The organism is Streptomyces sp. NPDC013187 (assembly GCF_042899705.1).
Classification (GTDB): Bacteria; Actinomycetota; Actinomycetes; order Streptomycetales; family Streptomycetaceae; genus Streptomyces; species Streptomyces hawaiiensis_A.
Genome location: NZ_JBIBAF010000016.1, coordinates 111,048 through 134,316, shown reverse-complemented (window position 1 = coordinate 134,316; position 23,269 = coordinate 111,048). Strand labels below are relative to the sequence as shown.

22 protein-coding genes are annotated in these 23,269 nt (G+C 70.0%); 10 read left to right on the top strand and 12 right to left on the bottom strand.

Going from position 1 to position 23,269, the window contains the following annotated elements; all coding sequences use genetic code 11:
- Positions 1-66: 66 nt before the first annotated feature.
- On the bottom strand, positions 67-2,355 hold the full coding sequence (locus ACFY5B_RS30825) for a transglycosylase domain-containing protein (protein ID WP_389975648.1): 2,289 nt from the start codon (positions 2,353-2,355) through the stop codon (positions 67-69).
- A 261-nt stretch (positions 2,356-2,616) separates the two neighbouring features.
- On the opposite strand from ACFY5B_RS30825, the gene ACFY5B_RS30820 reads away from it, so the two are divergent.
- The 5 genes from ACFY5B_RS30820 to ACFY5B_RS30800 all read left to right on the top strand — a co-directional run bounded on the left by ACFY5B_RS30820 (position 2,617) and on the right by ACFY5B_RS30800 (position 7,589).
- Positions 2,617-3,552, top strand: coding sequence for an SPFH domain-containing protein (locus ACFY5B_RS30820; RefSeq protein WP_389975645.1), 936 nt, complete (start codon positions 2,617-2,619; stop codon positions 3,550-3,552).
- On the top strand, positions 3,549-3,809 hold the full coding sequence (locus ACFY5B_RS30815; protein ID WP_389975642.1) for a hypothetical protein: 261 nt from the start codon (positions 3,549-3,551) through the stop codon (positions 3,807-3,809). The genes ACFY5B_RS30820 and ACFY5B_RS30815 overlap by 4 nt, the downstream gene beginning before the upstream one ends.
- A 239-nt stretch (positions 3,810-4,048) precedes the next feature.
- On the top strand, positions 4,049-4,573 hold the full coding sequence (locus tag ACFY5B_RS30810) for a PadR family transcriptional regulator (protein ID WP_361946296.1): 525 nt from the start codon (positions 4,049-4,051) through the stop codon (positions 4,571-4,573).
- Positions 4,570-5,259, top strand: coding sequence for an ABC transporter ATP-binding protein (locus tag ACFY5B_RS30805; protein ID WP_352095684.1), 690 nt, complete (start codon positions 4,570-4,572; stop codon positions 5,257-5,259). The genes ACFY5B_RS30810 and ACFY5B_RS30805 overlap by 4 nt, the downstream gene beginning before the upstream one ends.
- Complete coding sequence (locus tag ACFY5B_RS30800) at positions 5,256-7,589, top strand: ABC transporter permease (protein WP_389975637.1); 2,334 nt, start codon at positions 5,256-5,258, stop codon at positions 7,587-7,589. Before ACFY5B_RS30805 ends, ACFY5B_RS30800 begins: the two co-directional genes overlap by 4 nt.
- A gap of 146 nt (positions 7,590-7,735) precedes the next feature.
- On the opposite strand, the gene ACFY5B_RS30795 is transcribed toward ACFY5B_RS30800, so the two are convergent.
- Positions 7,736-8,686 (bottom strand): LysR substrate-binding domain-containing protein, encoded by a 951-nt coding sequence (locus ACFY5B_RS30795; RefSeq protein ID WP_389975634.1) that lies wholly within the window; start codon positions 8,684-8,686, stop codon positions 7,736-7,738.
- A gap of 133 nt (positions 8,687-8,819) precedes the next feature.
- Here ACFY5B_RS30795 and ACFY5B_RS30790 point away from each other — a divergent pair, with 133 nt between their 5' ends.
- Together ACFY5B_RS30790 and ACFY5B_RS30785 are read left to right on the top strand one after the other, a co-directional pair.
- A complete protein-coding gene (locus ACFY5B_RS30790) occupies positions 8,820-9,374 on the top strand; it encodes a peroxiredoxin (RefSeq protein WP_030842656.1) in 555 nt (184 codons plus the stop codon).
- Between the two features lie 6 nt (positions 9,375-9,380).
- Positions 9,381-9,914 (top strand): alkyl hydroperoxide reductase, encoded by a 534-nt coding sequence (locus ACFY5B_RS30785; protein WP_031103031.1) that lies wholly within the window; start codon positions 9,381-9,383, stop codon positions 9,912-9,914.
- A 73-nt stretch (positions 9,915-9,987) separates the two neighbouring features.
- Here the strand turns inward: ACFY5B_RS30785 and ACFY5B_RS30780 are convergent, their stop codons facing one another.
- The 4 genes from ACFY5B_RS30780 to ACFY5B_RS30765 form a co-directional block, all read right to left on the bottom strand.
- Complete coding sequence (locus ACFY5B_RS30780; RefSeq protein WP_389975630.1) at positions 9,988-11,295, bottom strand: AI-2E family transporter; 1,308 nt, start codon at positions 11,293-11,295, stop codon at positions 9,988-9,990.
- Positions 11,296-11,431: 136 nt separating this feature from the next.
- Positions 11,432-12,133: a transglycosylase SLT domain-containing protein gene (locus ACFY5B_RS30775; protein WP_389975627.1), complete on the bottom strand. Its 702-nt coding sequence runs from the start codon at positions 12,131-12,133 to the stop codon at positions 11,432-11,434.
- A 419-nt stretch (positions 12,134-12,552) separates the two neighbouring features.
- Positions 12,553-13,878 (bottom strand): PhoH family protein, encoded by a 1,326-nt coding sequence (locus tag ACFY5B_RS30770; RefSeq protein ID WP_389975624.1) that lies wholly within the window; start codon positions 13,876-13,878, stop codon positions 12,553-12,555.
- Positions 13,879-14,232: 354 nt separating this feature from the next.
- Positions 14,233-15,006, bottom strand: coding sequence for an isoprenyl transferase (locus ACFY5B_RS30765; protein ID WP_389975621.1), 774 nt, complete (start codon positions 15,004-15,006; stop codon positions 14,233-14,235).
- A gap of 842 nt (positions 15,007-15,848) precedes the next feature.
- Between ACFY5B_RS30765 and ACFY5B_RS30760 the strand changes: the two genes are divergently transcribed.
- Entirely contained in the window at positions 15,849-17,009 is a 1,161-nt protein-coding gene (locus ACFY5B_RS30760) for a winged helix DNA-binding domain-containing protein (RefSeq protein WP_389975618.1), read from the top strand.
- Positions 17,010-17,027: 18 nt separating this feature from the next.
- Here the strand turns inward: ACFY5B_RS30760 and ACFY5B_RS30755 are convergent, their stop codons facing one another.
- The 4 genes from ACFY5B_RS30755 to ACFY5B_RS30740 all read right to left on the bottom strand — a co-directional run bounded on the left by ACFY5B_RS30755 (position 17,028) and on the right by ACFY5B_RS30740 (position 20,809).
- Positions 17,028-17,921 (bottom strand): methyltransferase domain-containing protein, encoded by an 894-nt coding sequence (locus ACFY5B_RS30755; RefSeq protein ID WP_389975615.1) that lies wholly within the window; start codon positions 17,919-17,921, stop codon positions 17,028-17,030.
- Between the two features lie 66 nt (positions 17,922-17,987).
- The gene (locus ACFY5B_RS30750; protein WP_389975612.1) at positions 17,988-18,866 is read right to left on the bottom strand and encodes an LLM class flavin-dependent oxidoreductase; all 879 of its coding nucleotides are present in this window, start codon (positions 18,864-18,866) and stop codon (positions 17,988-17,990) included.
- Between the two features lie 258 nt (positions 18,867-19,124).
- Positions 19,125-20,138: a hypothetical protein gene (locus ACFY5B_RS30745; protein ID WP_389975609.1), complete on the bottom strand. Its 1,014-nt coding sequence runs from the start codon at positions 20,136-20,138 to the stop codon at positions 19,125-19,127.
- A gap of 11 nt (positions 20,139-20,149) precedes the next feature.
- A complete protein-coding gene (locus tag ACFY5B_RS30740) occupies positions 20,150-20,809 on the bottom strand; it encodes a hypothetical protein (RefSeq protein ID WP_389975606.1) in 660 nt (219 codons plus the stop codon).
- Between the two features lie 312 nt (positions 20,810-21,121).
- Between ACFY5B_RS30740 and ACFY5B_RS30735 the strand changes: the two genes are divergently transcribed.
- Positions 21,122-21,511, top strand: coding sequence for a DUF192 domain-containing protein (locus ACFY5B_RS30735; RefSeq protein WP_389975603.1), 390 nt, complete (start codon positions 21,122-21,124; stop codon positions 21,509-21,511).
- A gap of 105 nt (positions 21,512-21,616) precedes the next feature.
- On the opposite strand, the gene ACFY5B_RS30730 is transcribed toward ACFY5B_RS30735, so the two are convergent.
- Positions 21,617-22,264, bottom strand: a complete 648-nt coding sequence (locus ACFY5B_RS30730; protein WP_389975600.1) for a hypothetical protein — start codon at positions 22,262-22,264, stop codon at positions 21,617-21,619.
- A gap of 78 nt (positions 22,265-22,342) precedes the next feature.
- Positions 22,343-22,537, bottom strand: a complete 195-nt coding sequence (locus ACFY5B_RS30725) for a hypothetical protein (RefSeq protein ID WP_389975598.1) — start codon at positions 22,535-22,537, stop codon at positions 22,343-22,345.
- Positions 22,538-22,601: 64 nt separating this feature from the next.
- Here ACFY5B_RS30725 and ACFY5B_RS30720 point away from each other — a divergent pair, with 64 nt between their 5' ends.
- A complete protein-coding gene (locus ACFY5B_RS30720) occupies positions 22,602-23,228 on the top strand; it encodes a hypothetical protein (RefSeq protein WP_389975595.1) in 627 nt (208 codons plus the stop codon).
- Positions 23,229-23,269 lie beyond the last annotated feature (41 nt).

Below are 23,269 nucleotides of genomic sequence, written 5' to 3'. Positions count from 1 at the left end.
CAAGGACAGGCGAAGGGCGCCCGGTGTCCACCGGGCGCCCTTCGGCGTCTGCTGCCGGTCCGTCCCCTACTGGTCGTCGTCGCCCGGCCTGATCGGGTCGAACGGATCGCCGCTGCCCGGCGGTGTCGTCTGCGGGGTCGTGGGCGGGGAGAAGCTGGGCGGGTTCGTCGACGGGGTGGCCGGCGGGGACGACGAGGGTTCCTCCGTCGTCGGCGGCGGGGACGACGACGGTGCCTCGGTCGTCGGCTCCTTCGTCGGCTCCTCGGTCGGCTCCTGCGTGGGCGTCGGCGTCCAGGTCGGCTGGACGGCGGCGCCCTGCTGGGTCTCCAGGTCGAACTTGCTGACGCCGCCCATCACGCCGAAGGTGTACGCCGCCCAGATCCGCGCCGGGAAGTCACCGCCGTTCATGCGCGGCTCGCCCACCGCCTTGTACATCGGGACCTGGGCATGGGTCTTGGCGTCCTCGCCGAACAGGCCCACCGAGGTGACCAGCTTCGGCGTGTAGCCGGTGAACCAGGCCGACTTGTTGTTGTCGGACGTACCCGTCTTGCCCGCGACCTGCTGGCCGTCGCGCAGGGGGTTGTTGCGCACGGACGCCTGGGCGGTGCCGTCGTCGACCACGCCGGTCAGCACCGAGGTGACCGAGTCGGCGGCCTCCCGGCTGATGACCTGGTCGCCGACCGGGTCGGGCATGGTGGGGTTCTGGTTGAGGTGCTCCGCCGACTTCAGGATGGCCGGGGTGACCTTCCTGCCGTGGTTGTCGAGGGTCGCGTAGACACCGGCCATCTGCAGGGGGCTGGCGCCCATGCTGCCCAGGGTCTGCGCGGGCACGGCCTCCATGTTGTCGGTGTCCATGCCGAGCTTGCCGGCGACCTTCACCACCTCGGACATGCCGACGTCGACGCCCATCTGCGCGAAGACGGAGTTGACGGACTTGTTCATCGCCGTCTGGACGGAGATCGGGCCGTAGTTCCGGTCGTCCTCGTTCTCGGGGGCGAAGCCGACCTTGGTGCCGTTCTCCACGACCTGGCGCTTGCTCGTGCCGTCGTAGATCGTGTTCGCGTTGATCGGCTTGCCGTCCTGCGTCTTCGCCTGTTCCTCCAGGGCCGCGGCCAGGATGACCGGCTTGAAGGTGGAGGCGGGCTGGTAGTCGGCGCGGGTGGCGTTGTTGGTGTAGTGCTTGAAGTAGTCCTCGCCGCCGTACATCGCGACCACGGCGCCGGTCTTCGGGTTCACCGACACGGCACCGGCCTGGACGTCTCCGTCCACCTTGCGCTTGGCGGGGTCGAGCTTGCTGGTCAGCTGCTGCCGGACGGACTTCTCCAGCGCCGCCTGCTTCTTCTTGTCGATGTTGAGCGTGAGGGTCCAGCCGCCGGCGTTGACCAACGCCTCGGCTTCCTTGGTGTTGTCGGCGGTGCCATCGGCGACGAGCTGCTTCTCGAGTGCCGCGTTGGCCGCGTTGACCAGGTAGCCCTTCTGACCCTCCATGCCGGGGGCGGGCTTGGGCTCCTCCGGCGTCGGGAACTTCATGTCGGCCCGCTTGGACGCGCTCAGCCAGCCCTCGTCGACCATGTTGTCGAGGACGTAGTTCCAGCGCGCCTTCACCAGCCTCTTACCGTCCTTGGAGGCGACGGCCCAGTCGTACTGGCTGGGGGCCTGGAGCAGTGCGGCGAGGTAGGCGCCCTGCGCGACCGTGAGTTCCTCGGCGTCCTTGCGGTAGTAGGCCTGAGCGGCGGCCTGGATGCCGTAGGCGTTGCGGCCGTAGTAGCTGGTGTTGATGTAGCCGGCCAGGATGTAGTCCTTGGACTCCTCCCGGTCCAGCTTCAGCGAGATGACCATCTCCTTCAGCTTGCGCGAGACGGTCTGCTCCTGCGTCAGGTAGTAGTTCTTGACGTACTGCTGGGTGATCGTCGAACCGCCCTGCGCGCCCCGGCCCGACAGCGTGTTGAACAGGCCGCGGGCGGTGCCCTTGAAGTCGACGCCGGAGTCCTTGAAGAAGGTCTTGTTCTCGGCCGCGACGAAGGTCAGCCGCACGTCCTTGGGGACCCGGGACAGATCGACGTTCTCGCGGTTGACCTTGCCGTCGCGGGCCATGATCGAGCCGTCGCTGTACTTGTAGATGTTGCTCTGCCGCTTGGCGTCGGCGTTCCCCTCGGGGATGTCGATCATCATGTACAGCACGACGAAGGCGCCCATGCTCAGCAGGCACAGGCCGAGGAAGGTGCCGAGGAGCTTCTTCCAGGTGAAGAGCCTGCGTATGCCGCTCTTCCCGGCCGCAGCCGACGAACGGCGGCTCTTGGGTGCCGCCCGGCGCCCACCGCGCTGTCTGGCGCGTCTCTCTTCCGCTCGTCCCATGGGTCCGATCCGCTCCGCTTCGTTCATGTGTGCTCATGCGTCACACAGGTTCGCCGCTCAGGTCAGCTCAGAAAGCTAACACCGGGAGATAAGAGATAGGGCAGCCGATCCGGCCCTTTGCGGACGTGACAATCAGCACCCATTCCCAACGGAACCGACGTTCGAGACACCCACAGGGTTGCCAGGAGCCGGAAAAGTGATATCACTTAGATAGACGGAAGCCAAGCAGGAGCGGCTTCCCCGAGAAACGGGGGCTCACCCATGTCCACACCGGAACCGCAGGTCACGCCCGACGTGCCCGAGATGCCGGCACCCCGCGTGCGGGAGTTCGCGGCCCACAGCATCGGCGGCGGGCTCGCCCTGCTGCTCGGACTGCTCGGACTGCTGGCCGGCGCCGGGCTGATCGCGGCCGCCACCACCGTGCAGCCGACCGGCGCACAGGCCGGGCTGATCATCGGCGGCATCCTGATCGCGCTCGCGGCGTTCCTCGCCATGTGCGGGCTGAACATGGTGGCTCCCGGCGAGGCCCGGGTCGTCCAGCTCTTCGGCCGGTACCGGGGCACCATCCGGCAGGACGGCCTGCGCTGGGTGAACCCCTTCACCTCGCGCACGAAGATCTCGACGCGGGTCCGCAACCACGAGACCGCCGTCCTCAAGGTCAACGACGCCTACGGCAACCCGATCGAGCTCGCCGCGGTCGTGGTCTGGCGCGTCGAGGACACCGCCCAGGCCACCTTCGAGGTCGACGACTACATCGAGTTCGTCTCCACCCAGACCGAGGCGGCCGTGCGGCACATCGCCATCGAGTACCCCTACGACGCGCACGAGGAGGACGGCCTCTCGCTGCGCGGCAACGCCGAGGAGATCACCGAGAAGCTCGCCGTCGAACTGCACGCGCGCGTGGAGGCGGCCGGGGTGCAGATCATCGAGTCCCGCTTCACGCACCTCGCGTACGCCCCCGAGATCGCCTCGGCGATGCTCCAGCGGCAGCAGGCCGGAGCGGTGGTCGCGGCGCGTCGGCAGATCGTGGACGGTGCGGTGGGCATGGTGGAGGCCGCGATCGCCCGGATCACCGAGCGGGACATCGTGGAGCTGGACTCCGAACGGAAGGCGGCGATGGTCTCCAACCTGATGGTGGTGCTGTGCGGTGACCGGGCCGCGCAGCCGGTCCTCAACACCGGGTCCCTCTACCAGTGACGGTCCCTCCCGAAGGCCAGGGCCCGCGGCGCCGGCCGCAGCAGCAGCGCAAGCAGGTGCTGCTGCGGCTGGACCCCGCGGTGTACGAGGCACTCGCGCGGTGGGCCGGGGACGAACTGCGGTCGGCCAACGCGCAGATCGAGTTCCTGTTGCGGAAGGCGCTGGCGGAGGCGGGGCGTCTGCCGCGGGACACGGGACCACTGCCCCGGCGCGGGCGGCCCCCCGGGGGCTCCACCCCCGGACCCCCGCCGGCCTGACCGGCCCCACCCCCGGGCCCACGCGGGCCTGACCGGCTCCACCCCCGGGCCCCCGCCGGCCTGACCGGCCCCGCCCCCGGGCGCCGGACGGCCGGATGGCGCAGTCCCGGCCGGAGCAGGAGCGACGGCTGTTGCGGAACCGTGACAACGAGCCTCGACCTGCGCTCCCGCACACCGGGCCACGACCTGCACACCCCGCGTATACATACGGCGTATACACACCGTGTACAGTCCTGTTCATGTCCATCGGTCACACTCTCCTGGGACTCCTGGAGTCCGGCCCGCGCCACGGTTACGACCTGAAGCGGGCCTTCGACGAGAAGTTCGGTCACGACCGGCCGCTCCACTACGGCCAGGTCTACTCGACGATGTCCCGGCTGCTGAAGAACGGTCTCGTCGAGGTCGACGGCATCGAGGCGGGCGGCGGTCCCGAGCGCAAGCGGTACGCGATCACCGAGGCCGGCATCACCGACGTCGCGCGCTGGCTCGCCACACCCGAGAAACCGGAGCCGTACCTCCAGTCGACCCTCTACACCAAAGTCGTCCTCGCGCTGCTCACCCACCGCGACGCCGGTGACATCCTCGACACCCAGCGCTCGGAGCACCTGCGCAGCATGCGGATCCTCACCGACCGCAAGCGCAAGGGCGATCTGGCCGACCAGCTCATCTGCGACCACGCGCTGTTCCACCTGGAGGCGGACCTGCGCTGGCTGGAGCTGACGGCGGCGCGTCTGGACAAGCTCCGTGAGGCGGTGGCCCGATGACGATTCCCGCCGGTTCGCTCCTCACCGCCCAGGACCTGCGCAAGGCGTACGGGCCGACGACCGCGCTCGACGGCGCGGAGTTCTCCATCCACCCGGGCGAGGTCGTCGCCGTGATGGGGCCGTCCGGGTCAGGCAAGTCGACGCTGCTGCACTGCCTCGCCGGGATCGTCATGCCCGACTCGGGCTCGATCACGTACAACGGGCGCGAAGTGACCGCGATGGGCGACGCCGAGCGCAGTGCGCTGCGGCGCTCGGAGTTCGGTTTCGTGTTCCAGTTCGGGCAGCTCGTGCCGGAACTCACCTGCGTGGAGAACGTCGCCCTGCCACTGCGGCTGAACGGCTCCTCCCGCAAGGAGGCCGAGCGGACCGCGCTGGCCTGGATGGAACGCCTGGAGGTCGACGACCTCCGCAAGAAGCGGCCCGGTGAGGTGTCTGGCGGTCAGGGGCAGCGGGTCGCCGTCGCCCGCTCTCTGGTGACGAACCCTCGGGTGGTGTTCGCCGACGAGCCGACCGGCGCGCTCGACTCGTTCAACGGCGAGCGCGTGATGGAGCTGCTGACGGACGCGGCCCGGTCCGCCAACGCGGCCGTGGTGCTCGTCACGCACGAGGCGCGGGTGGCCGCGTACTCCGACCGCGAGATCGTCGTACGGGACGGCAAGTCCCGTGACATGGAGCGCGTCGTATGAGCCTCGGGCAGTGGAGCCGGGACCTGTCCATGGGGGCCCGGTTCGCCTTCGCCGGCGGACGCGAGGGGTGGACCCGGGCGCTGCTCACGGCCGTCGGTGTCGGGCTCGGAGTGGCGCTGCTGCTGCTCACCACCGCCATCCCGGGCGCACTGGCGGAACGCGACCGGCGCGAGAAGGCCCGCAGCGACCACACGTTCGGCCAGCAGATACCGAAGGCCGACGACACCCTGATCGTCGTGGACGCGGACACCACGTTCCGCGACATGGACGTGCGCGGCCGGATGCTGGAGGCGGAGGGCCCGCGGGCGCCGCTGCCGCCGGGGGTCTCGGCGTTCCCGGCAGTGGGCGAGATGGTCGTCTCCCCCGCGCTGAAGGAACTGCTCGCCTCCGACGACGGCAAGCTGCTGCGGGAGCGCCTGGACTACCGCATCGCGGGCACCATCGGCGAGCAGGGGCTCGTCGGCTCCCACGAGCTCGCGTACTTCGCGGGCGGCAAGGGGCTGGCGAAGCTGCTGGAGGGCGCCGCGAGCGGCGCCCGGATCGACCACTTCGGCAACGACGACCTGGGGTCGCCCGACCCGTGGGACCCGGTGCTGCTCCTGCTGGTCCTGGTCGTCTTCGTGGTGCTGCTGATGCCGGTCGCCGTGTTCATCGCCGCGGCCGTGCGGTTCGGGGGCGAGCGGCGCGACCGCAGGCTCGCGGCGCTGCGGCTGGTCGGCTCCGACAGCCGGATGACCCGGCGGATCGCCGCCGGGGAGGCGCTCGCCGGTTCCGTGCTGGGGCTCGTCCTCGGCACCGGGTTCTTCCTGCTCGGCCGGCAACTGGCGGCGTCCGTCGAGGTGTTCCGCGTCAGCGTGTTCCCGAGCTATCTGAACCCCTCTCCCCTGCTGGCCGTGCTGATCGCGCTGGCGGTGCCGGCGGCCGCGGTCCTGGTGACGATCCTCGCCCTGCGCGGCGTGGTCATCGAGCCCCTCGGCGTGGTGCGCACGGCCAAGCCCTCGCGGCGCCGCCTGTGGTGGCGGCTGCTGCTGCCGCTGGGCGGGCTCGCGATGCTCTACCCGATGATCGGGCAGGGCGACGACGGCGGGGACTTCAACCAGTACCTCGTCGTGGGCGGCGTGATGCTCCTGCTGGTCGGCGTCACGGCACTGCTCCCCTGGGTGGTGGAGACGGTAGTGGCCCGGCTCGGATCGGGTGGGGTCGCCTGGCAACTGGCCGTGCGCAGGCTTCAGTTGAGCAGTGGCGCGGCGGCCCGGATGGTCAACGGCATCGCGGTGGCGGTGGCCGGGGCGATCGCCCTGCAGATGCTGTTCGCCGGGGTGGAGGGCAACTACACCAAGGCGTCACAGTACGACGTCTCCCGGGCCCAGATGAGCGCGGACGTGCCGGACGGCGCCGACGCCGCGGCCGTCATCGGGAAGTACCGCGACACCGAGGGCGTGCGCAAGGTCACCGTCCTGTCGGATTTCCATCTCGGCGACCGGCGCGAGGCGGACGCCCTCATCCAGATCACCGTGGCCGACTGCGTGTCGCTGCGTGAGGTCGCAACGCTCCCCGACTGCCGCGACGGTGACGTGTTCGCGGCCAAGGACTCGGAGTACGACAGCGACAGCGAGCGCCTGGCCGTGCCCGGCACGCCCCTGTGGGCCGAATCGGAGGAATCCGGCCGCGCCGGCGACCGTACGGTCTCCTGGACCGTTCCGCGGGGCATCCGGCAGGCCGAGTCCCGCGAGGACCCCACCGGCTACGAGCGCGGCGGCATCTTGATCACCCCCGGCGCGCTGCCCGGGAAGCTCAAGACGCTCATCTCCACGCGGCTCTTCCTGAGCCTGGACCCCTCGGCGCCGGACGCGTACGACCATGTGCGCAACACGGCGGCGCGGCTGGACCCGGTGGTCCAGCCCATGACCTGGCACAGCGTCGAGAGCAACGACCGCTACGCCACCATCCGCACCGGCCTGTCCGTCGGCGCCGCCTGCGTGCTGGCGCTGATCGGGGCGAGCCTGCTGGTCTCGCAGCTGGAGCAGCTGCGCGAACGCCGCAAGCTGCTGTCGTCCCTTGTCGCCTTCGGCACCCGGCGCCGCACCCTCGGCCTGTCGGTGCTGTGGCAGACGGCGATCCCCATCGGGCTGGGTCTGCTGCTCGCCGCGACGGTGGGCATGGCCCTGGGCGCGGTGCTGCTGCGGATGACCAGCACGTCGGTCCGGGTGGACTGGCCGAGCGTGCTGTCGATGACCGGCATCGGAGCGGGCGTCGTCCTGGTGGTGACTCTGCTGAGCCTGCCGCCGCTGCTGAAGCTGCTGCGGCCGGACGGGCTGCGGACCGAGTAGGACCGGGTCCGGCACGGGCTCAGGCGCCCTGGCCGGGGCGAATCCCGTCAAGGCGCGGGCCCCGGCCGGGGCGAATCCCGTCAAGGCGCGGGCCCCGGCCGGGGCGAATCCCGTCAAGGCACGGGCCCCGCCCGGGGCCCGTGCCGTCAGCCGTCCCAATCCAGGACCCGTACCGGCAGCGGCCGCAGGGCCTGCCGCAGGGCGGCCGCCAGTTCCTCGTACTCCGCGCCGCGCGCGGCCCCCGCCCGCATCGCCAGTGCGATCCGGCGCGTGGGGGCCGGGTCGGCGAAGTACCCGGTGAGCAGTTGGTTGCTGCGGGAGGTCTCCACCTTCAGTGCGGTGCGCGGCAACAGCGTCACGCCGAGTCCGCCCGCGACGAGCTGCACCAGCGTGGACAGCCCGGCGGCGGTCGTGGTGACCGGCACGTCGTCGCGGCCGGCCTCCCGGCAGATGTCGAGGGCCTGGTCACGCAGGCAGTGCCCCTCGTCCAGCAGCAGCAGGTTCAGCTCGCGCAGTGCCTGCCGCGGGATGCCCTCCCGCCCGCCGAGCCAGTGGTCGAGCGGCGTGACGAGCACGAAGTCCTCGTCGAACAGCGGCAGTTCGAGGACGCCCGGCATACCCAACGGCACTGCGAGCAGCAGCAGGTCGAGCCGCCCGCTCGTCAGACCGTCGAGCAGGCTGGTGGTCTGCTCCTCGTGCACCTGGAGGTCGAGGTGCGGATACCGCTCGTGGACGAGCCGCAGCACGGTCGGCAGGAGATAGGGCGCGACCGTCGGGATCACGCCGAGCCGCAGCGCCCCGGTGAAGGGCGCCCGGACCGCCTCGGCCTCCTCCATGAGCGCCTCGACCTCCCCCAGAACCGCCTTGGCGCGTACGGCGATCCTCTCCCCCTCGGGCGAGAGCAGCACCTTGCGCGTCGTACGCTCGAGGAGCGTCACTCCGAGTGTTTCCTCCAGGGCCGACACGGCGCCCGAGAGGGCGGGCTGGCTCATGCCGATCGCCGCTGCCGCGTCGCGGAAATGAAGGTGCTCGGCGACCGCCGCGAAGGCACGGAGCTGGGCGAGACTGGGCCGCCTGCGCTTATTACCGACAGTCACTGATAACTACCTCCGATCAACCCGACCGAGTGTAGCTATTTCCGTAATCAATCGAGCCTGTGCCAACATCAACACAGTCCAACCCATGGGAAACCCCCGCGATCCGGGAGTTTCTTCGCTGCAAGGAGTGTGTGTGCTCACCGTCGGTGACAAGTTCCCCGAGTTCGACCTGACCGCCTGCGTCTCGCTGGAGAAGGGCAAGGAGTTCCAGCAGATCGACCACAAGACCTACGAGGGTCAGTGGAAGGTCATCTTCGCGTGGCCCAAGGACTTCACCTTCGTGTGCCCGACCGAGATCGCCGCCTTCGGCAAGCTGAACGAGGAGTTCGCGGACCGCGACGCGCAGGTCCTCGGCTTCTCCGGTGACTCGGAGTTCGTCCACCACGCCTGGCGCAAGGACCACGACGACCTGCGCGACCTGCCGTTCCCGATGATGGCCGACTCCAAGCACGAGCTGATGCGCGACCTCGGCATCGAGGGCGAGGACGGCTTCGCCAAGCGCGCGGTGTTCATCGTGGACCAGAACAACGAGATCCAGTTCTCCATGGTGACCGCGGGCTCGGTCGGCCGTAACCCGAAGGAGGTCCTCCGGGTCCTGGACGCGCTCCAGACGGACGAGCTGTGCCCCTGCAACTGGTCGAAGGGCGACGAGACCCTCGACCCGGTCGCGCTGCTCTCCGGGGAGTGATCTGACATGTCGCTGGATGCCCTGAAGTCCGCCATACCGGACTACGCCAAGGACCTGAAGCTCAACCTGGGCTCGGTCATCGGCAACTCCGACCTGCCGGCCCAGCAGCTGTGGGGCACGGTGCTGTCGACGGCGATCGCCTCGCGCTCCCCGATCGTGCTCCGCGAACTGGAGCCGGAGGCGAAGGCGAACCTGTCGCCGGAGGCGTACACGGCCGCCAAGGCCGCCGCCGCGGTGATGGCGATGAACAACGTCTTCTACCGCACCCGTCACCTGCTGTCGGACCACGAGTACGGCACCCTGCGCGCGGGTCTGCGGATGAACGTCATCGGCAACCCGGGCGTCGACAAGGTCGACTTCGAGCTGTGGTCCTTCGCCGTCTCGGCCATCAACGGCTGCGGCATGTGCCTGGACTCCCACGAGCAGGTCCTGCGCAAGGCGGGCCTCGACCGCGAGGTCGTCCAGGAGGCGTTCAAGATCGCCTCCGTGATCCAGGCGGTCGGCGTCACGCTGGACGCCGAGGCGGTTCTGGCCGAGTAACCCCCGGCCGCCCGCCTCACCTCACAGGGCCCCGCCCACCTGACCGGTGGACGGGGCCCTGTGGGCGTTCCGGCTACTCCGACGGCGTCTGCGGAGTCGGCTCCGAGCTCACCGCCGTGGCCCCGCGGGGCCGCACCGAGTGCCGGAGCGCCGACTTCTGCGAGTACGACCGCAGATACCCGGCGACCGTGTTCGTCACCGCCACCAGCGGCACGGCGACCACCGCACCGCCGATTCCGGCGACCATTCCCCCGCACGCCACCGCCAGCACCACCGCCAGCGGGTGCACCCGCACGGCCCGCCCCAGGATGAACGGCTGCAGGATGTGGCCCTCGATCTGCTGCACCGCGAGCACCACCACCAGCGTCATGACGGCCGTGAACACCCCCTGGGTGACCAGCGCGACGACCACCGCCAGCGCCCCGGACACCACCGCGCCCACCAGCGGGATGAACGCGAACAGGAAGATGAACACCGCCAGCGGCACGGCCATCGGCACATCGAGGAAGTAGATGCCGAGACCGATGAAGATCGCGTCGATCAGCGCCACGATCACCGTGCCCCGCACATACGCCGTCAGCGTCCGCCACGCCGCGGGACCGGCCCCGGCCACCCCCGGCCGCGCCGCCGTCGGCACCAGCTTCAGCGTCCATTCCCAGATCCGCTTGCCGTCGTAGAGCAGGAACAGCGTGCAGAAGACCGACAGCAGGATCCCGGTGAGCGCCTCGACGACGACCGTCACGCCCTCCAGGCCCGCGGAGGTGATCTGGTCGGTGTTCGCCCCGACCGCCTCGCGCAGGTTCGTGGCGATCTCGTTGATCTGCTTGTCCGTGACGTGGAAGGGGCTGTTCAGCAGCCAGTTCCGCAACTCGTCGATGCCGTCCTGGATCTGGCCCGAGAGGTCGTCGATGTTCTCCATGACCTGCCAGGTCACGAACCAGCCGATGAGGCCGATGACGATGAAGCCGAACATGGCCGTCAGCGCGGTCGCCGGCCCCCGCGGCACACCGTGGCGCCGCAGCCGGGCCACCGTCGGCTGCAGGATCGCCGTGATGAGCAGCGCGATGACGAACGAGAGCACCACGAGCTGGACGGCGCTGATGACCCGCATCAGCACCCAGAGGGTGCCCGCGAGGACGAGGAGCCGCCAGCCGGCCTCGGCCGCGACCCGCACCCCCCACGGCACGGCCAGCGCGGGATCGGGGCGGGCTGCGACGTCGGGGGCGTAGTCCGGGGGCGGCGGCACGTGGTCACCGGCGAGCGTCCCGGGCTCGGGGTCGTCCTGCTCCCGTTCGGCCTCGGCGCGGCGTTCGTTGTACCGCTCGCTCATCTCGGTCAGCCCGGCACCGAGCCGGCCGAGCCACCCTGGCACTCGCGACATGATCCGTCCTTTTCCCCCGTCTTGGCGCGCCACTCCCCCGGGGAGCCGTCCGTCCGACCGTACATGGCGAGAGCCCCGCACCGGACGACGGTGCGGGGCTCTCGCGAAGTGCGGGATCGGCCGGGGGCCGGTCGGCTCAGTACCAGTGGTTGGCCTGCCAGAACGACCAGGCGTCACACGGGCTGCCGTAGCGGTCGTTCATGTAGTTGAGGCCCCACTTGATCTGGGTGGCCGGGTTGGTCTGCCAGTCGGCGCCGGCGGACGACATCTTGGAACCGGGCAGCGCCTGGAACATGCCGTAGGCCCCGGAGGAGGGGTTGACGGCCTTGTAGTTCCAGTCGGACTCGTGGTCCACGATGTTGCTGAAGCACTGGAACTGGCCCGACGGCACCAGCTGCCTCGCCATCGCCTGGATCTGGGCGATGCTGTAGGAGCTCGCGACGGGGAAGTCGGAGATGTCCTTGGAGCGGCTGGCGGCGGCCTTGACCTCCGCGCGCTCCTTGGCTGCCTCCTCGGCGGCCTTGGCGGCCTTCTCGGCGGCTTCCTTCTTGGCGATGGCCGTCTCGGCGGCGGCCTTGCGGGCTGCCTCCTCGGCGTCCTTCTTGGCGCTCGCGTCCGCCTGGATGGCCTGTGCGTCGGCCTGCTGCGTCAGGGACGCGGTCTGCACCTGGGCCTGCTGGCCCGCGGGGATGTCCGCGAGCAGGGTGGCGCCGCTGGCTGCCGCTTCGGCGTCGTTGTTCTGCGCGGTGCTGCCCGAGGCAACACCGACGACGCTTCCGACAGCGGTGACCGCCGTGGCCGAAGCCACTGCGAATCCCCGGACCGAGATCCGGCTCACACGGTTTTCCTTCCAGCATCGCCCGCTTCGGTGACCCTCGCGGACGCAATCGTGCCCCTGGCACTGGCCTCCCCAACTGCGGGGTCACGGGAGGCGCGGGCCCGGTGGGCAACTCCCCCGGGGGGAGCGCCGCGTATCGCTCGGGCGGCATACGACATCGCTATGCAGTTGGTGCTGTTGCTTTGTGGTGCCGTACCGCTGGGGGTACAGGTGTGTCGTATGCGGGGCCTGACAGGAGTGAGACTCTGCCGTAACACGACGGGGCAAGGCAATTCCGAGTTGCGTGTGAAAGCTCACATCCCGTTTGGCGCAGGTAATTCCACGGAACGGCCACACGCGAAGGCGCCGCCCGGCTAGGCTCTTGGCCTTTTCCGGACGGCGCCAACTATCGCATAAGCGCTACTACTTACCGCGGCCGGTCAGATCTGCCCGTCTTCGAGCATTTCGGTCACAAGGGCGGCGATCTGGGACCTCTCGGACCGCGTCAGGGTCACATGGGCGAAGAGCGGATGCCCCTTCAGCTTCTCGACGACGGCGACGACACCGTCGTACCGGCCGACCCTGAGGTTGTCCCGCTGGGCCACGTCATGGGTGAGAACCACCCGTGAATTGGCCCCGATCCTGGACAGAACGGTAAGAAGCACGTTCCTTTCCAGCGACTGGGCCTCGTCCACGATCACGAACGCGTCGTGCAGCGAGCGTCCCCGGATGTGGGTGAGCGGCAGGACCTCCAGCATCCCGCGCGCGGTGACCTCCTCGATGACCTCGCGGGACGTGACCGCCGACAGCGTGTCGAAGACGGCCTGCGCCCAGGGGCTCATCTTCTCGGCCTCGGAGCCGGGCAGGTACCCCAGCTCCTGCCCGCCCACCGCGTACAGCGGACGGAAGACCATCACCTTCTGGTGCTGACGGCGCTCCAGCACCGCCTCCAGACCGGCGCACAGCGCCAGCGCCGACTTGCCGGTGCCGGCCCGGCCGCCCATCGAGACGATCCCGACGTCCGGGTCGAGCAGCAGGTCGAGCGCGATCCGCTGCTCGGCACTGCGGCCCTTGATGCCGAACGCCTCACGATCCCCGCGCACGACCCGGATGTTGCCCTCGGGCGTGACCCGTCCGAGCGCCTTGCCGCGCTCCGACTGGATGGTCAGGCCTGTGTGCACCGGGAGGTCGGCGGCCTCGGGGACATGGACGTGCCCCTCCTCGAAGAGGATGTCCACCTGCTCGCCGGGCAGGGTCAGTTCGGACATTCCGGTCCAGCCGGAGGAGTCCGTGATGGCGAGTTCCGCGCGGTACTCCTCGGCGAGGAGCCCGACGGACGACGCCTTGATCCTGAGCGGGAGGTCCTTGGACACGACGGTGACGTCGAAACCCTCGGCCTGCAGGTTGCGGGCGACCGCGAGGATGCGGGAGTCGTTGTCCCCCAGGCGGTAGCCGCTGGGCAGCACGCTGGGGTCCGAGTGGTTGAGCTCGACACGGACGGTCCCGCCCAGGTCTCCCGTCGGGATGGGTGCGTCGAGGCGACCGTGCCGGACCCGCAACTCGTCGAGCAGGCGGAGGGCCTGCCGGGCGAAGTAGCCGAGTTCGGGATGGTGCCGCTTGGCCTCCAGCTCCGTGACCACGACGATGGGGAGCACGACCTCGTGCTCGTCGAAGCGGTTCAGGGCGTGCGGGTCGGCCAGCAGGACGCTGGTGTCGAGAACATAGGTGCGCCGGTCGGGCTTGTGGCGCTTTGTGCTGGTCACCACGGAAGGACGTACCCCCTCGGATGAGGTCGGGGAGCGACGGTATGGAGCTGGACCGGTCGTCGGCCGCCCTGCGCGGGCCGAGAACCGGCCCTCCGCCTCTTCGTCCGTGCTGTGACCGCACGATCGGGCTGGTGCAAAGGGCCTCCCGGGCGGACGGCCCCGTGCCGTCCGCTGAGATCCGACACCCGTGGTTCGGGCGTCGACCTGTCTGGGTTATGCCCTCGAACGAGCGTCGCCATGCCACGGCATATGACGGCGAGCCGGTGAACTCGGCGTTACAGGCGTCGCCAAGGGGGTACCGGGAGGTGTTGTGACGTGGGACGTCCTGCGTCCGGGTGCCCGTCTGGGGGTACGTCAGCCGCCGTAGCGCCGGTGGCGGGCCGCGTAGTCGCGCATGGCCCGCAGGAAGTCGACCTTGCGGAACGCCGGCCAGAACACGTCACAGAAGTAGTACTCCGAGTGGGCGGTCTGCCAGAGCATGAATCCGGACAGCCGCTGCTCGCCGCTGGTGCGGATCACGATGTCGGGGTCGGGCTGGTCGCTGGTGTAGAGGTGACGCCCGATCATGTCGATGTCGACGGCCTCGGCGAGCTCCTCCATCGAGGTGCCCTTGTCCCGGGCGTCGAGCAGCATCGAGCGCACGGCGTCGGCGATCTCCTGACGGCCGCCGTAGCCGATGGCGACGTTGACCAGTATCCCGTCGACGTGCGCGGTGGTCTCCTCGGCCTCCTTGAGGATCGTCTGCATCCCCGAGGGCAGCAGGTCGGGCGTGCCGACGTGGTGCACGCGCCAGCGGCCGTCGGCGGCCAGGGTGCGCACGACGTCCTCGATGATGCCGAGCAGGGGGACGAGCTCTTCCTGCGGGCGGTCGAAGTTGTCCGTGGACAGGAGCCAGAGGGTGACGACCTCGACGTCGGTCTCACTGCACCAGCCGAGGAACTCCTCGATCTTCCCGGCCCCGGCCCGGTGGCCGTCGACGGTGCTGGAACCGGCGGCCTTCGCCCAGCGCCGGTTGCCGTCCATGATGACGCCGATGTGCTTGGGCACCTGAGCGTGGTCCAGGTGACCTTCCACCCGGCGTGCGTACAGCCTGACCAGCAGGCCACGCAGCTTGTCGCGCAGGTTCACGTGATTGTCAGCCCCTCCGTACGGATCGGACAGGCCGCGGCTTGCGGCCCGGTCGTGGCCGCGGGCGGTCCCTGCCCGTATGGCAGTCCCCGAAGGCGAAGCCTACCCTCGCCACGGCCGTGGGCCGCCCACGGGGGCGGAACGAACGGTTCCGGCCGATGGTTCGAGCCGCCGGGCGGGGCAAGAAAAACGGGCCGGTCCGTGGGGGGGAGACGGACCGGCCCGAGGGGGGGTTTCCACCATAACCCTTCGTGAGTGCTGCTGCGTGCATCGGCGGGCCACAACTACTCTCCGGAGCCACCCGGCGACGCGGTGAGGCAAGCGGAGTCCCTCATTCAGAGCTCGCCTCTCGCCGAAACTTGGCGCATAACCTGGGGAATCAGGCGTTCCGCGGCCGGGAACCGGAGGATTTGCCGCACCTCACGCCCACTCGGGCGACTTGTCCCGACACCCCCCCGACGGGTGACGCGCATGTGAACGCCCGCTTGACCGGGGAACGGCCGCGCATCGCCCGCGTGCCGCCCGCCCGCCGATGCTTTGCCGCCGGGACGTCGATGCGCTGCGGCTCGACGGATGGTCCCTGGCACCGCGCAGCCCCCTCCACTGCGCGGTACCGCCCGCGCAGCTTTGCTCACGCGAATAACCCTCGTCCGAATTTACGTGAGTGGCCGCACGGAGGCGAGCTGCGGGCGATAACGATGTGAAAACCCTCGTCGGATGATGCGCAAGTGCGGTGAGTGGAAGGGGCGGGGTGGGGCCGGGTGGGGGGCAGGGTTCCAGGACGACGATCCAGAAGGAGATCTAGGACGGAAACTGTCCTCGTTCACGTCTAACGTCGTTCTATGACGACGACCGTGAGGATCACGTGGGACGCCGCGAGTGCGCGCCGGGCGCGGCGGCAGTTCCTGACCAGGCCGGCCGCGACCGGTACGCCGGTCGCCGACGTGGTGGGCGCGATGCTGGGGGCGCACGCGCAGGTGCTCTCCGCGGCCGAGCTGTCGGTGGGGATGCGGAAGGACGCGGTGACACGGGCGGACGTACGGGCCGCGCTCTGGGACGACCGGACCCTGATCAAGACGTACGGCCCACGCGGCACGGTCCACCTTCTCCCGGCCCGTGAATTCCCCCTCTTCTCGGCGGCCCTGAGCGCGGTACCGACCGGGCCGAGCCCGTTCCCGCCCGATGTGCGGCTCACCGGAGAGCAGGCGGACCAGGTCGTGACGGCGATCGGTGACGCGCTCGACGGCAGGTACCTGACCCTTGACGAGCTGTCCGAGGAGGTCGTCGCCCGCACGGGCCCCTGGGCCGGTGAGCGCGTGATGCCGGCGTTTCAGGACCTGTGGCCGCGCTGGCGCCAGGTGATGCACCGGGCCGGGTGGGCGGGCGCCCTGTGCTTCGGCCCGAACCGCGGCCGCAAGGCTACGTACACGCGGCCGCTGCCCGAGGGCCCGGAGGCGGACCCGGGGGACGCACTGGCTGCCTTCGTCCGCCGCTATCTGCACGCGTACGGGCCGGCGACGCCGCAGCACTTCGCGCGGTGGCTGGCGGCGCCGCCCGGCTGGGCCACGGCGCTGTTCGGCGAGTTGGCCGCAGCGGGCCGTATCGAGGAGGTCCTGTTCGAGGGAACACCGGCGTGGGTGGCGGCGGACGACACCGACTTCCCGCAGGGCCCGCCGCCGGGTGTGCGCCTGCTCCCCTACTTCGACGCGTATGTCATCGCCGGGCAGCCCCGCGAGCGGCTGTTCCCCGGGGCGGCGTACGCGCGCGCCCTCGGGGGTGGCCAGGCGGGCAACTACCCGGTGCTGCTCGTCGACGGTGTGGTGGCGGGGGTGTGGCACCAGCGGCGCAGGGGCCGCCGTACGACCGTCACGGTCGAGCCGCTCGTACGGCTGACGGCACGGCAGCGGCGGGAGCTGGACGAGCAGGTGGAGCGGGTGGGCGAGGTGCTGGAGGCTACGCCGGAGCTGGTGGTGGGAGAGGTGACGGTGGGTCCGCACGCCTGATCACCGGCTGGGTGTGCGTCAGCCGGGCTTGCGTGCGTCGAAGAGGTGGCGGGTGCTGTGGGCGACGAAGGGCCCCTCGGCCTGGATGCGCTCGTGCAGTTCTCGGAGTTGTGGCTCGTACGCCTCGACGGTGAAGCCGGGGACCATCCAGACCACCTTGCGCAGGAAGTGCACGACGGCGCCGATGTCGTGGAACTCCATGCGCAGCCGCTCCGCCCGCAGACCGACGACGTCGAGCCCGGCGGCTTCGGCGTCGGCACGCTCACGGTCGGGGTGGCGGCCGCCGCGCACCTCGTCCGGCTGGGGCCCGAGGAAGTACTCGACGAGTTCGAAGACGCTGCGCGGGCCGACGTGCTGGGCGAAGTACGTCCCGCCGGGCCGGAGGACGCGGGCGATCTCGTCCCACTGGGGACGGACGGGATGGCGGCTGACGACCAGGTCGAAGGCACCGTCGGCGAAGGGCAGGGGGGCGTCGTCGGCAGCGGCGACGACGCCGACGCCGCGCGGACGAAGCAGGGCGGTGGCCTTGGCGACGTTGGGCGGCCAGCCTTCGGTGGCGATGGTGAGGAGGGGTGGCTTGAGGGCTGCGGTGCCGGCGTCGGGGGTGGGGGTGGCGTCGGGGGTGGGGGTGGCGTCGGGGGCGTCCTTGACGGTGGCGTCGTGGGCGATCCTGGCGAGGGCGAAGTCCAGCACCTCTCCGCCCCCGGTCTGCACATCGAGCGCCGCACTCGCCCGGCCCAGCCGCTCGGCCATCGACACGGCGTACCCCCAGGAGGGGCGCGCTTCCGTCGCCCGCCCCTCGAACCACGAGAAGTCCCAGCCTTCGGTCGGGACGGAGGCGCCTTCAGCGAGCAGCTCTTGGTAGGTGGCGGGGCGCGAGGGGTGCGGTTCCGGTTCCAGGAGTTCTGACATGGGGCGATGGTGGCATCGGACGGGCGGGGGCGCTCGGCATTTGTGTGTCGGCGGCCGCCCGGGCACTCACGGGACGAGGGGACGCACTTCTTCGGCTGTGAACCGCACGAACCCCTCCGGGTCGGGCTCGTCCGCGGTCGGCTGGAGTACGACGCTGTCGGCGCCGGCCTCGACGAGTCGCGCGACGGCATCGGCCACGGCCTTGGCGTCTCCTGCGACCCCGAGGTCCGGCACGGAGGCGAGCCCTTCGTCGACGAGTTCGGCGCGCAGGCGGGCGGCGGCGTCGGGACCGGTGGCGGTGAGCAGATAGACGACCAGGGGGTGGGGTCCGGCCTCACGGCCGGCCGCCGCGCGCCCCTCCTCGACGAGTTGCCGTGCTCGGCGGACTCCCTCGGCGTCGGTGGCGGCGGTGAGGAGGGTGCCGTCGGCGGCCTCTCCGCTGAGCCGCAGCGACCGCGGCCCGGTGGCCCCGGCCAGCACACCGCTCTGCGGGCCGTCCGGCGGCCAGTCGAGGGCGACGTCGTCGAGCTTGACGTACCGTCCGTCGACGGTGACGCGCTCGCCGCCCAACAGGGCCCGGAGCGCGAGGAGATGCTCCCGCAGCAGGGTGAGGGGCGACTCGACCCGGGCGCCGACCTGCCCCATCCAGTCCTGCACGCCGTGGCCCACACCGAGGATCGCCCGCCCGGGGAACATCCGGTGCAGGGAGGCGGCCTCCATGGCGGTGATGGCAACGTTCCGCAAGGGCACGGGCAACAGCCCGACCCCGACCCGCACCCGCTCGGTCCACGCGAGAGCGGCCGCGGCGGTGGAGATCCCGCCTTCTCTGAAACAGTCCTCCCAGAGCCAGAGCTCTTCGAGCCCGGCCCCCTCAGCAACGTCACAAACGGCCCGAAGCCGCTCGGGGGCCAACTGGGGGCGGAACACTGCGCCTAGAGGAGTCATGAGGGCTTCCTACCCAGGTCTGGGCACGACGGGCAACACGTTTGGTGGTCGAGCCGGTGAAGACCGTTGTCATGCAGCCGGCCCCACCCCGGCTCTGGACCGGATCTGGGAGCCGACGCCGCGCAGTCGCCTCCGAGACGCCGCAGCAGGGCGGTGACCCGTCGGGCATGACCCCAAGTGCCTCTCCGCGCCGCTTGTGAGCGGACAGGGCGGCCACCCGCACGGGTGGCCGCTCGCCGGTCGGAGCTGTGGCTCGGCTCAGCGGTTGACGGCCTGGATCTCCTGTACGACCACGTCCTGGGTGGCGCCGAAGGAGCCGTCGGTGAGGTCCCCGCTTGCACCACCGCTGCCGGTCCAGGTGATCTTCCAGGTGACGGTGGCCTGGAGCGGGTACGTGCCGTCGCCCGAGGAGCGGAGGTATTTCACGCCGCAGGGTGGAGTGCGGTCGGCCTTGCCTGGGGCGTAGGGCTCACCGATGCGGTCGTTGTCGAGCGCGCAGACGCCGGAGGCCGGGTAGGTGACGGCGTCCTTCGTGCCCGGCTCGATGCGGAGGGATTCGGGTGTCGCGGTCGCTGTCGCACTGATGCCGATCACGGGTACGGACGCGGTGACGGAGACCGGCTTGAAGTCGGCGGCGTCCAGCCAGGCCCAGGTCGGGAGGTTGACCTTGGTCTGTGCGGCGGGGGCCAGGGTCACCTTGGTGCTGGGGACGCGGATCTCGGCGTAGGCGAGTTCGGCGAGCACCTTCGGAGTGACGGCGTTCTCGATGTCCGCGGGCGGGGGGTCGCCCTGGTCCACCCAGAAGATGGGCTTCGTACAGGAGTCCCACCCCGGGGGGAAGTCCTTGTTGACGAAGGAGTCCCAGAAGTAGCCCTTGCCGGTCTTGTCCTTGTTGAAGTCCTTGTACGGGTGCCCGTTGACGTAGCGGTCCCGCTGCTCGGCGTCCCACTCGTAGCCCGTTGAACCGGCCTCCCAGGTCGGCTCGAGGTACTTCTTCAGCTGGTCCGGGGTGTACTTCGGGGCGTACCAGCAGGGGGGCGGGGACCAGGACGTGGTCGACGTGAGCGCACCGGCGGAGTTGCCGCTGCCGTTCTTCGAACGGTCGAAGACGACGCCGCCTACGGTGACGGAGACGGTGCCGTCATCGCCTGCGTTGGCCTCCTGTTTGGTGCCCTGCGTGTCACCACCCAAGGTGTCATCAGCGGTCGCTACTCCGGGAAGGGCCAGAAACGAGCAGCACGTACCGGCCAGAACCACCGAAGTGAGCGTCATCCAGAAACGCTTCATGGCTGGCACTTGGGACTCCCACTCTGCGAGACCATCTTCTGGATCACCCAGACACCCTTGTCGTTCTTCTTGAGCGACGTGTGGTAGATGACGTAGCTCTTGGCAGTGACCTCAGTCTTCTTGGCCTTGTTGGTCTTGAGGTCCTTCACATACGCCTTGCCTTGGTCCTCGCAGTAGCTGAAGGACGCCGTGCCGTCCTTGTCCACTGCCACCTGCGGAGCGTAGAACCGGTATGCGCCCGTGATGGCTGCCTTGTGGTCGACGTAGTTCTGAATGAATTTCTGCGTGCTGGCGGCGGCTTCGCCCTCGTAGTAGTAGATGTACGCCTTGTCGAGCGCGTTCTGGTTGACGATCGCGAGGTCGACGGCCTTGATCGACTGCTCGCCGTCGCGCAGGATCGCGTCCTTGTCCTTGTCTCCGGTCTCGGGCCAGTCGAAGGTGTAGGAGAGGTCAGACGGCGGGTCGATCTTCGGCCGGTCGGCCGAGTCCGCGGCGCTCGGTGAAGGGGAGGCGGATGCCTTGTCCCCCGTGTCCGCTCCCGCGATCTTGTCGTTGTCCTTGCCCTTGGAGCTGTCATCGCTCCCGCACGCGGACAGCGTCAGGGCCGCTGCGGCGGTCAGCGTGAGCGCTGCGAGGAGGGTGGGGCGGCGGGTCACGGTCGGCTCCCGGGAGGTGGCGAGGGCTTCTCTTGAGCGAACCAAAGCTATACAGCGGGGTGCGGCCGCACCAGGGTGAAGGTTGTCAACTGGCGGGGTGAATGGGGAGGAATCGGCGTTTCGTCGTCCGGTTCGAGCCGTAACGGTTGCATAACGCGCCATGGGCGAACGCCAACAGTGGTGACCTGTACGGCGTTTCAGTCAGGAATCAGCAAAGGACGTGGGTCCGTGGGCCCATGTGTGGGCTGCTGCCTGCGGATACCTTCGGGGGCGGAGAGCCGTTGGCATGCGGCACGGTCGGAGGGGGTCCGGATGGGGCGGCGCTGGCGGGACGGGCGTGGGGAGTTGGTCGTGCACGGGGGTGTGGGCGAGGCGCCCGTCCGGGTGCCGCTGGAGATCGCCGCCTCCTATCGGGCCCGGACCAGGGGGCTGCTGGGGCGGGACTCCCTCGACGGGGCGATCCTGCTCTCCCCCGCCAACAGTGTGCACACCTTTCGGATGCGCATGGCGATCGACGTCGCCTATCTCGATCGGCACCTTCGCGTCGTCGCCGTACGCACCATGCGGCCCGGGCGGCTGGGGATGCCTCGGCTGCGGGCCCGGCATGTGGTGGAGGCCGAGGCCGGGGCGATGGGTGGGTGGGGGGTGCGGGAATGGGCTCGGGTTGAGGTCGTCGTGTCAGGAGTGAGGGAGGGAGAGTGAGGGGCGTCAGCGCCTCGGAGGGAGGCCCAGCGGGGCGCCTCGGGGTGAGGCCTGGCGGGGGCGCCACGGGACCGTCCTCGCGGGGCTTCGCATGATCCGGTCCCGCTAGAGGCTCGTTCCCTCGCCGCCCAAGTCGAAGAGCATGCTCTGGGCCGCTTCCGCGTTGGCCCAGCTCGCCGGGCCGCCCGGCTTCACCGACAGGCGTTCCCATGCCGCCCTGGCCGCCGGCCCGGCCATCGCGCCCAGCGCTTCGATCGCCGAGTCGGCACCGAGGTCCGCGATCACGCACCGCTCGGCCAAATCCACCGCCCAGGGGGCGAAGCGCCCCGGATCAGGGTCGAGGGCCAGCCACCGGAACACCGAGTCGGCGATGTCGGCCCGCAGCATCGGGACCATGGCCGGCATCGCCGCTTCGACGTGCCGCACGACGTGCCGATGCAGCGGAGACAGCTGCGTCCGCAGTGCCCGCCACTCGCGGACCAGGTCGTCCACCCCGGACCAGGTCACCTGGTCCGGGCCGGGCATGCGCTCCCCGACGGTTCGGTGGAAGTCCTCCCACACGTGCCACAGCAGGCCGGGCGACGGCGGCTGAGGCACCTGCGGGGTCAGTGCCGGGTCCTCCAGGAGCACGCTCAGCACGCGCCGGGCTTCGGCCAACTGCTCGTCGGTGCGGGGCAGCTCCGCGATCTGCCACCAGTCACCCTCGTCCCAGGGCCCGGGCAGGGACGACAGGGCGTGGGGGGGGCAGGACATGGCCGCCCTCCGGGTCGTGCCATCGCGCGACCTGCGGATCCCATGTCTCCTCGGCGTTCGCCTCCGTGCCAGACTCACTCATCCCCGCGTCCCACCAACGTCTCGTCCCGTCGTCCGCTCAGTCGACACCCAGTACGTGGCGCTCTCCGGATCCTTCATCTTCCTCGCCATCTCACCCGCGACCGTCTGGGTGTCCTTCGCCGGCTTGCCGTCCCGGGCGGGCTTGAACTCGCTGAAGACCGACGTCCAGCGATCAGTCGGATCGACCTCCACGGAGGCCTTCCGGCCGGGCTCCTTGTCCGCCCGCTCAGCAGCCGCATTGGATAGAGTCGCATTTATGAGTACCGACTTGTACGGATGGCTGGAATGCAGGCCCGAGCCCGGGCGCTTCGGCGCTGAACACGTGCCGTGGGAGCCCTTTTCCGAACTCCGGCACCTTCATTGGGCCCGTGATTACATGTCGTGGTCAGCACTCTTCGACGTTCGGAGTGTGGAACCTGTCAATGCTCTCTTCCCAGACCGCGGAGCCCCTGCGGATATCTCGGACACGGCACGAAGGGATGCGGACGATTTCGAGGGTCACAGCCATTCGTGGTTCTCCTGGCGTGAACTCTCGAGCGTCGACTGGAATGCCCCCTGCACCGACGGCCTGTCTCGGTACTGGGTCCGCCGCTGGTCCCGTACTCCGGAAGGATCCCTCGAACCCGAGGGATTGACCGCACTCCCGGATGAGCTGTACGACTCGGCCGCCGCCGAGTTCGGAGAAGGCAACATCGCCCCCTCCCGGTGGCCCGCCGATGGAAAGCTCCTGCTCGGCAACGAGGTGTACCGCCCTGTCACCCCTGCCTACCGCGATCTGGTACCGGCCGACGGACCATGGCAACCCGTGTTCGATGTGATGGGAACGCTGGCCGGACTCCACGGTGAGGACAACGTCCGCCTCGTCGTCTGGTTCGGTGGCTGAACGGACACGACACCCCGGAGGGCTTCAGTCGCGCGTCACGG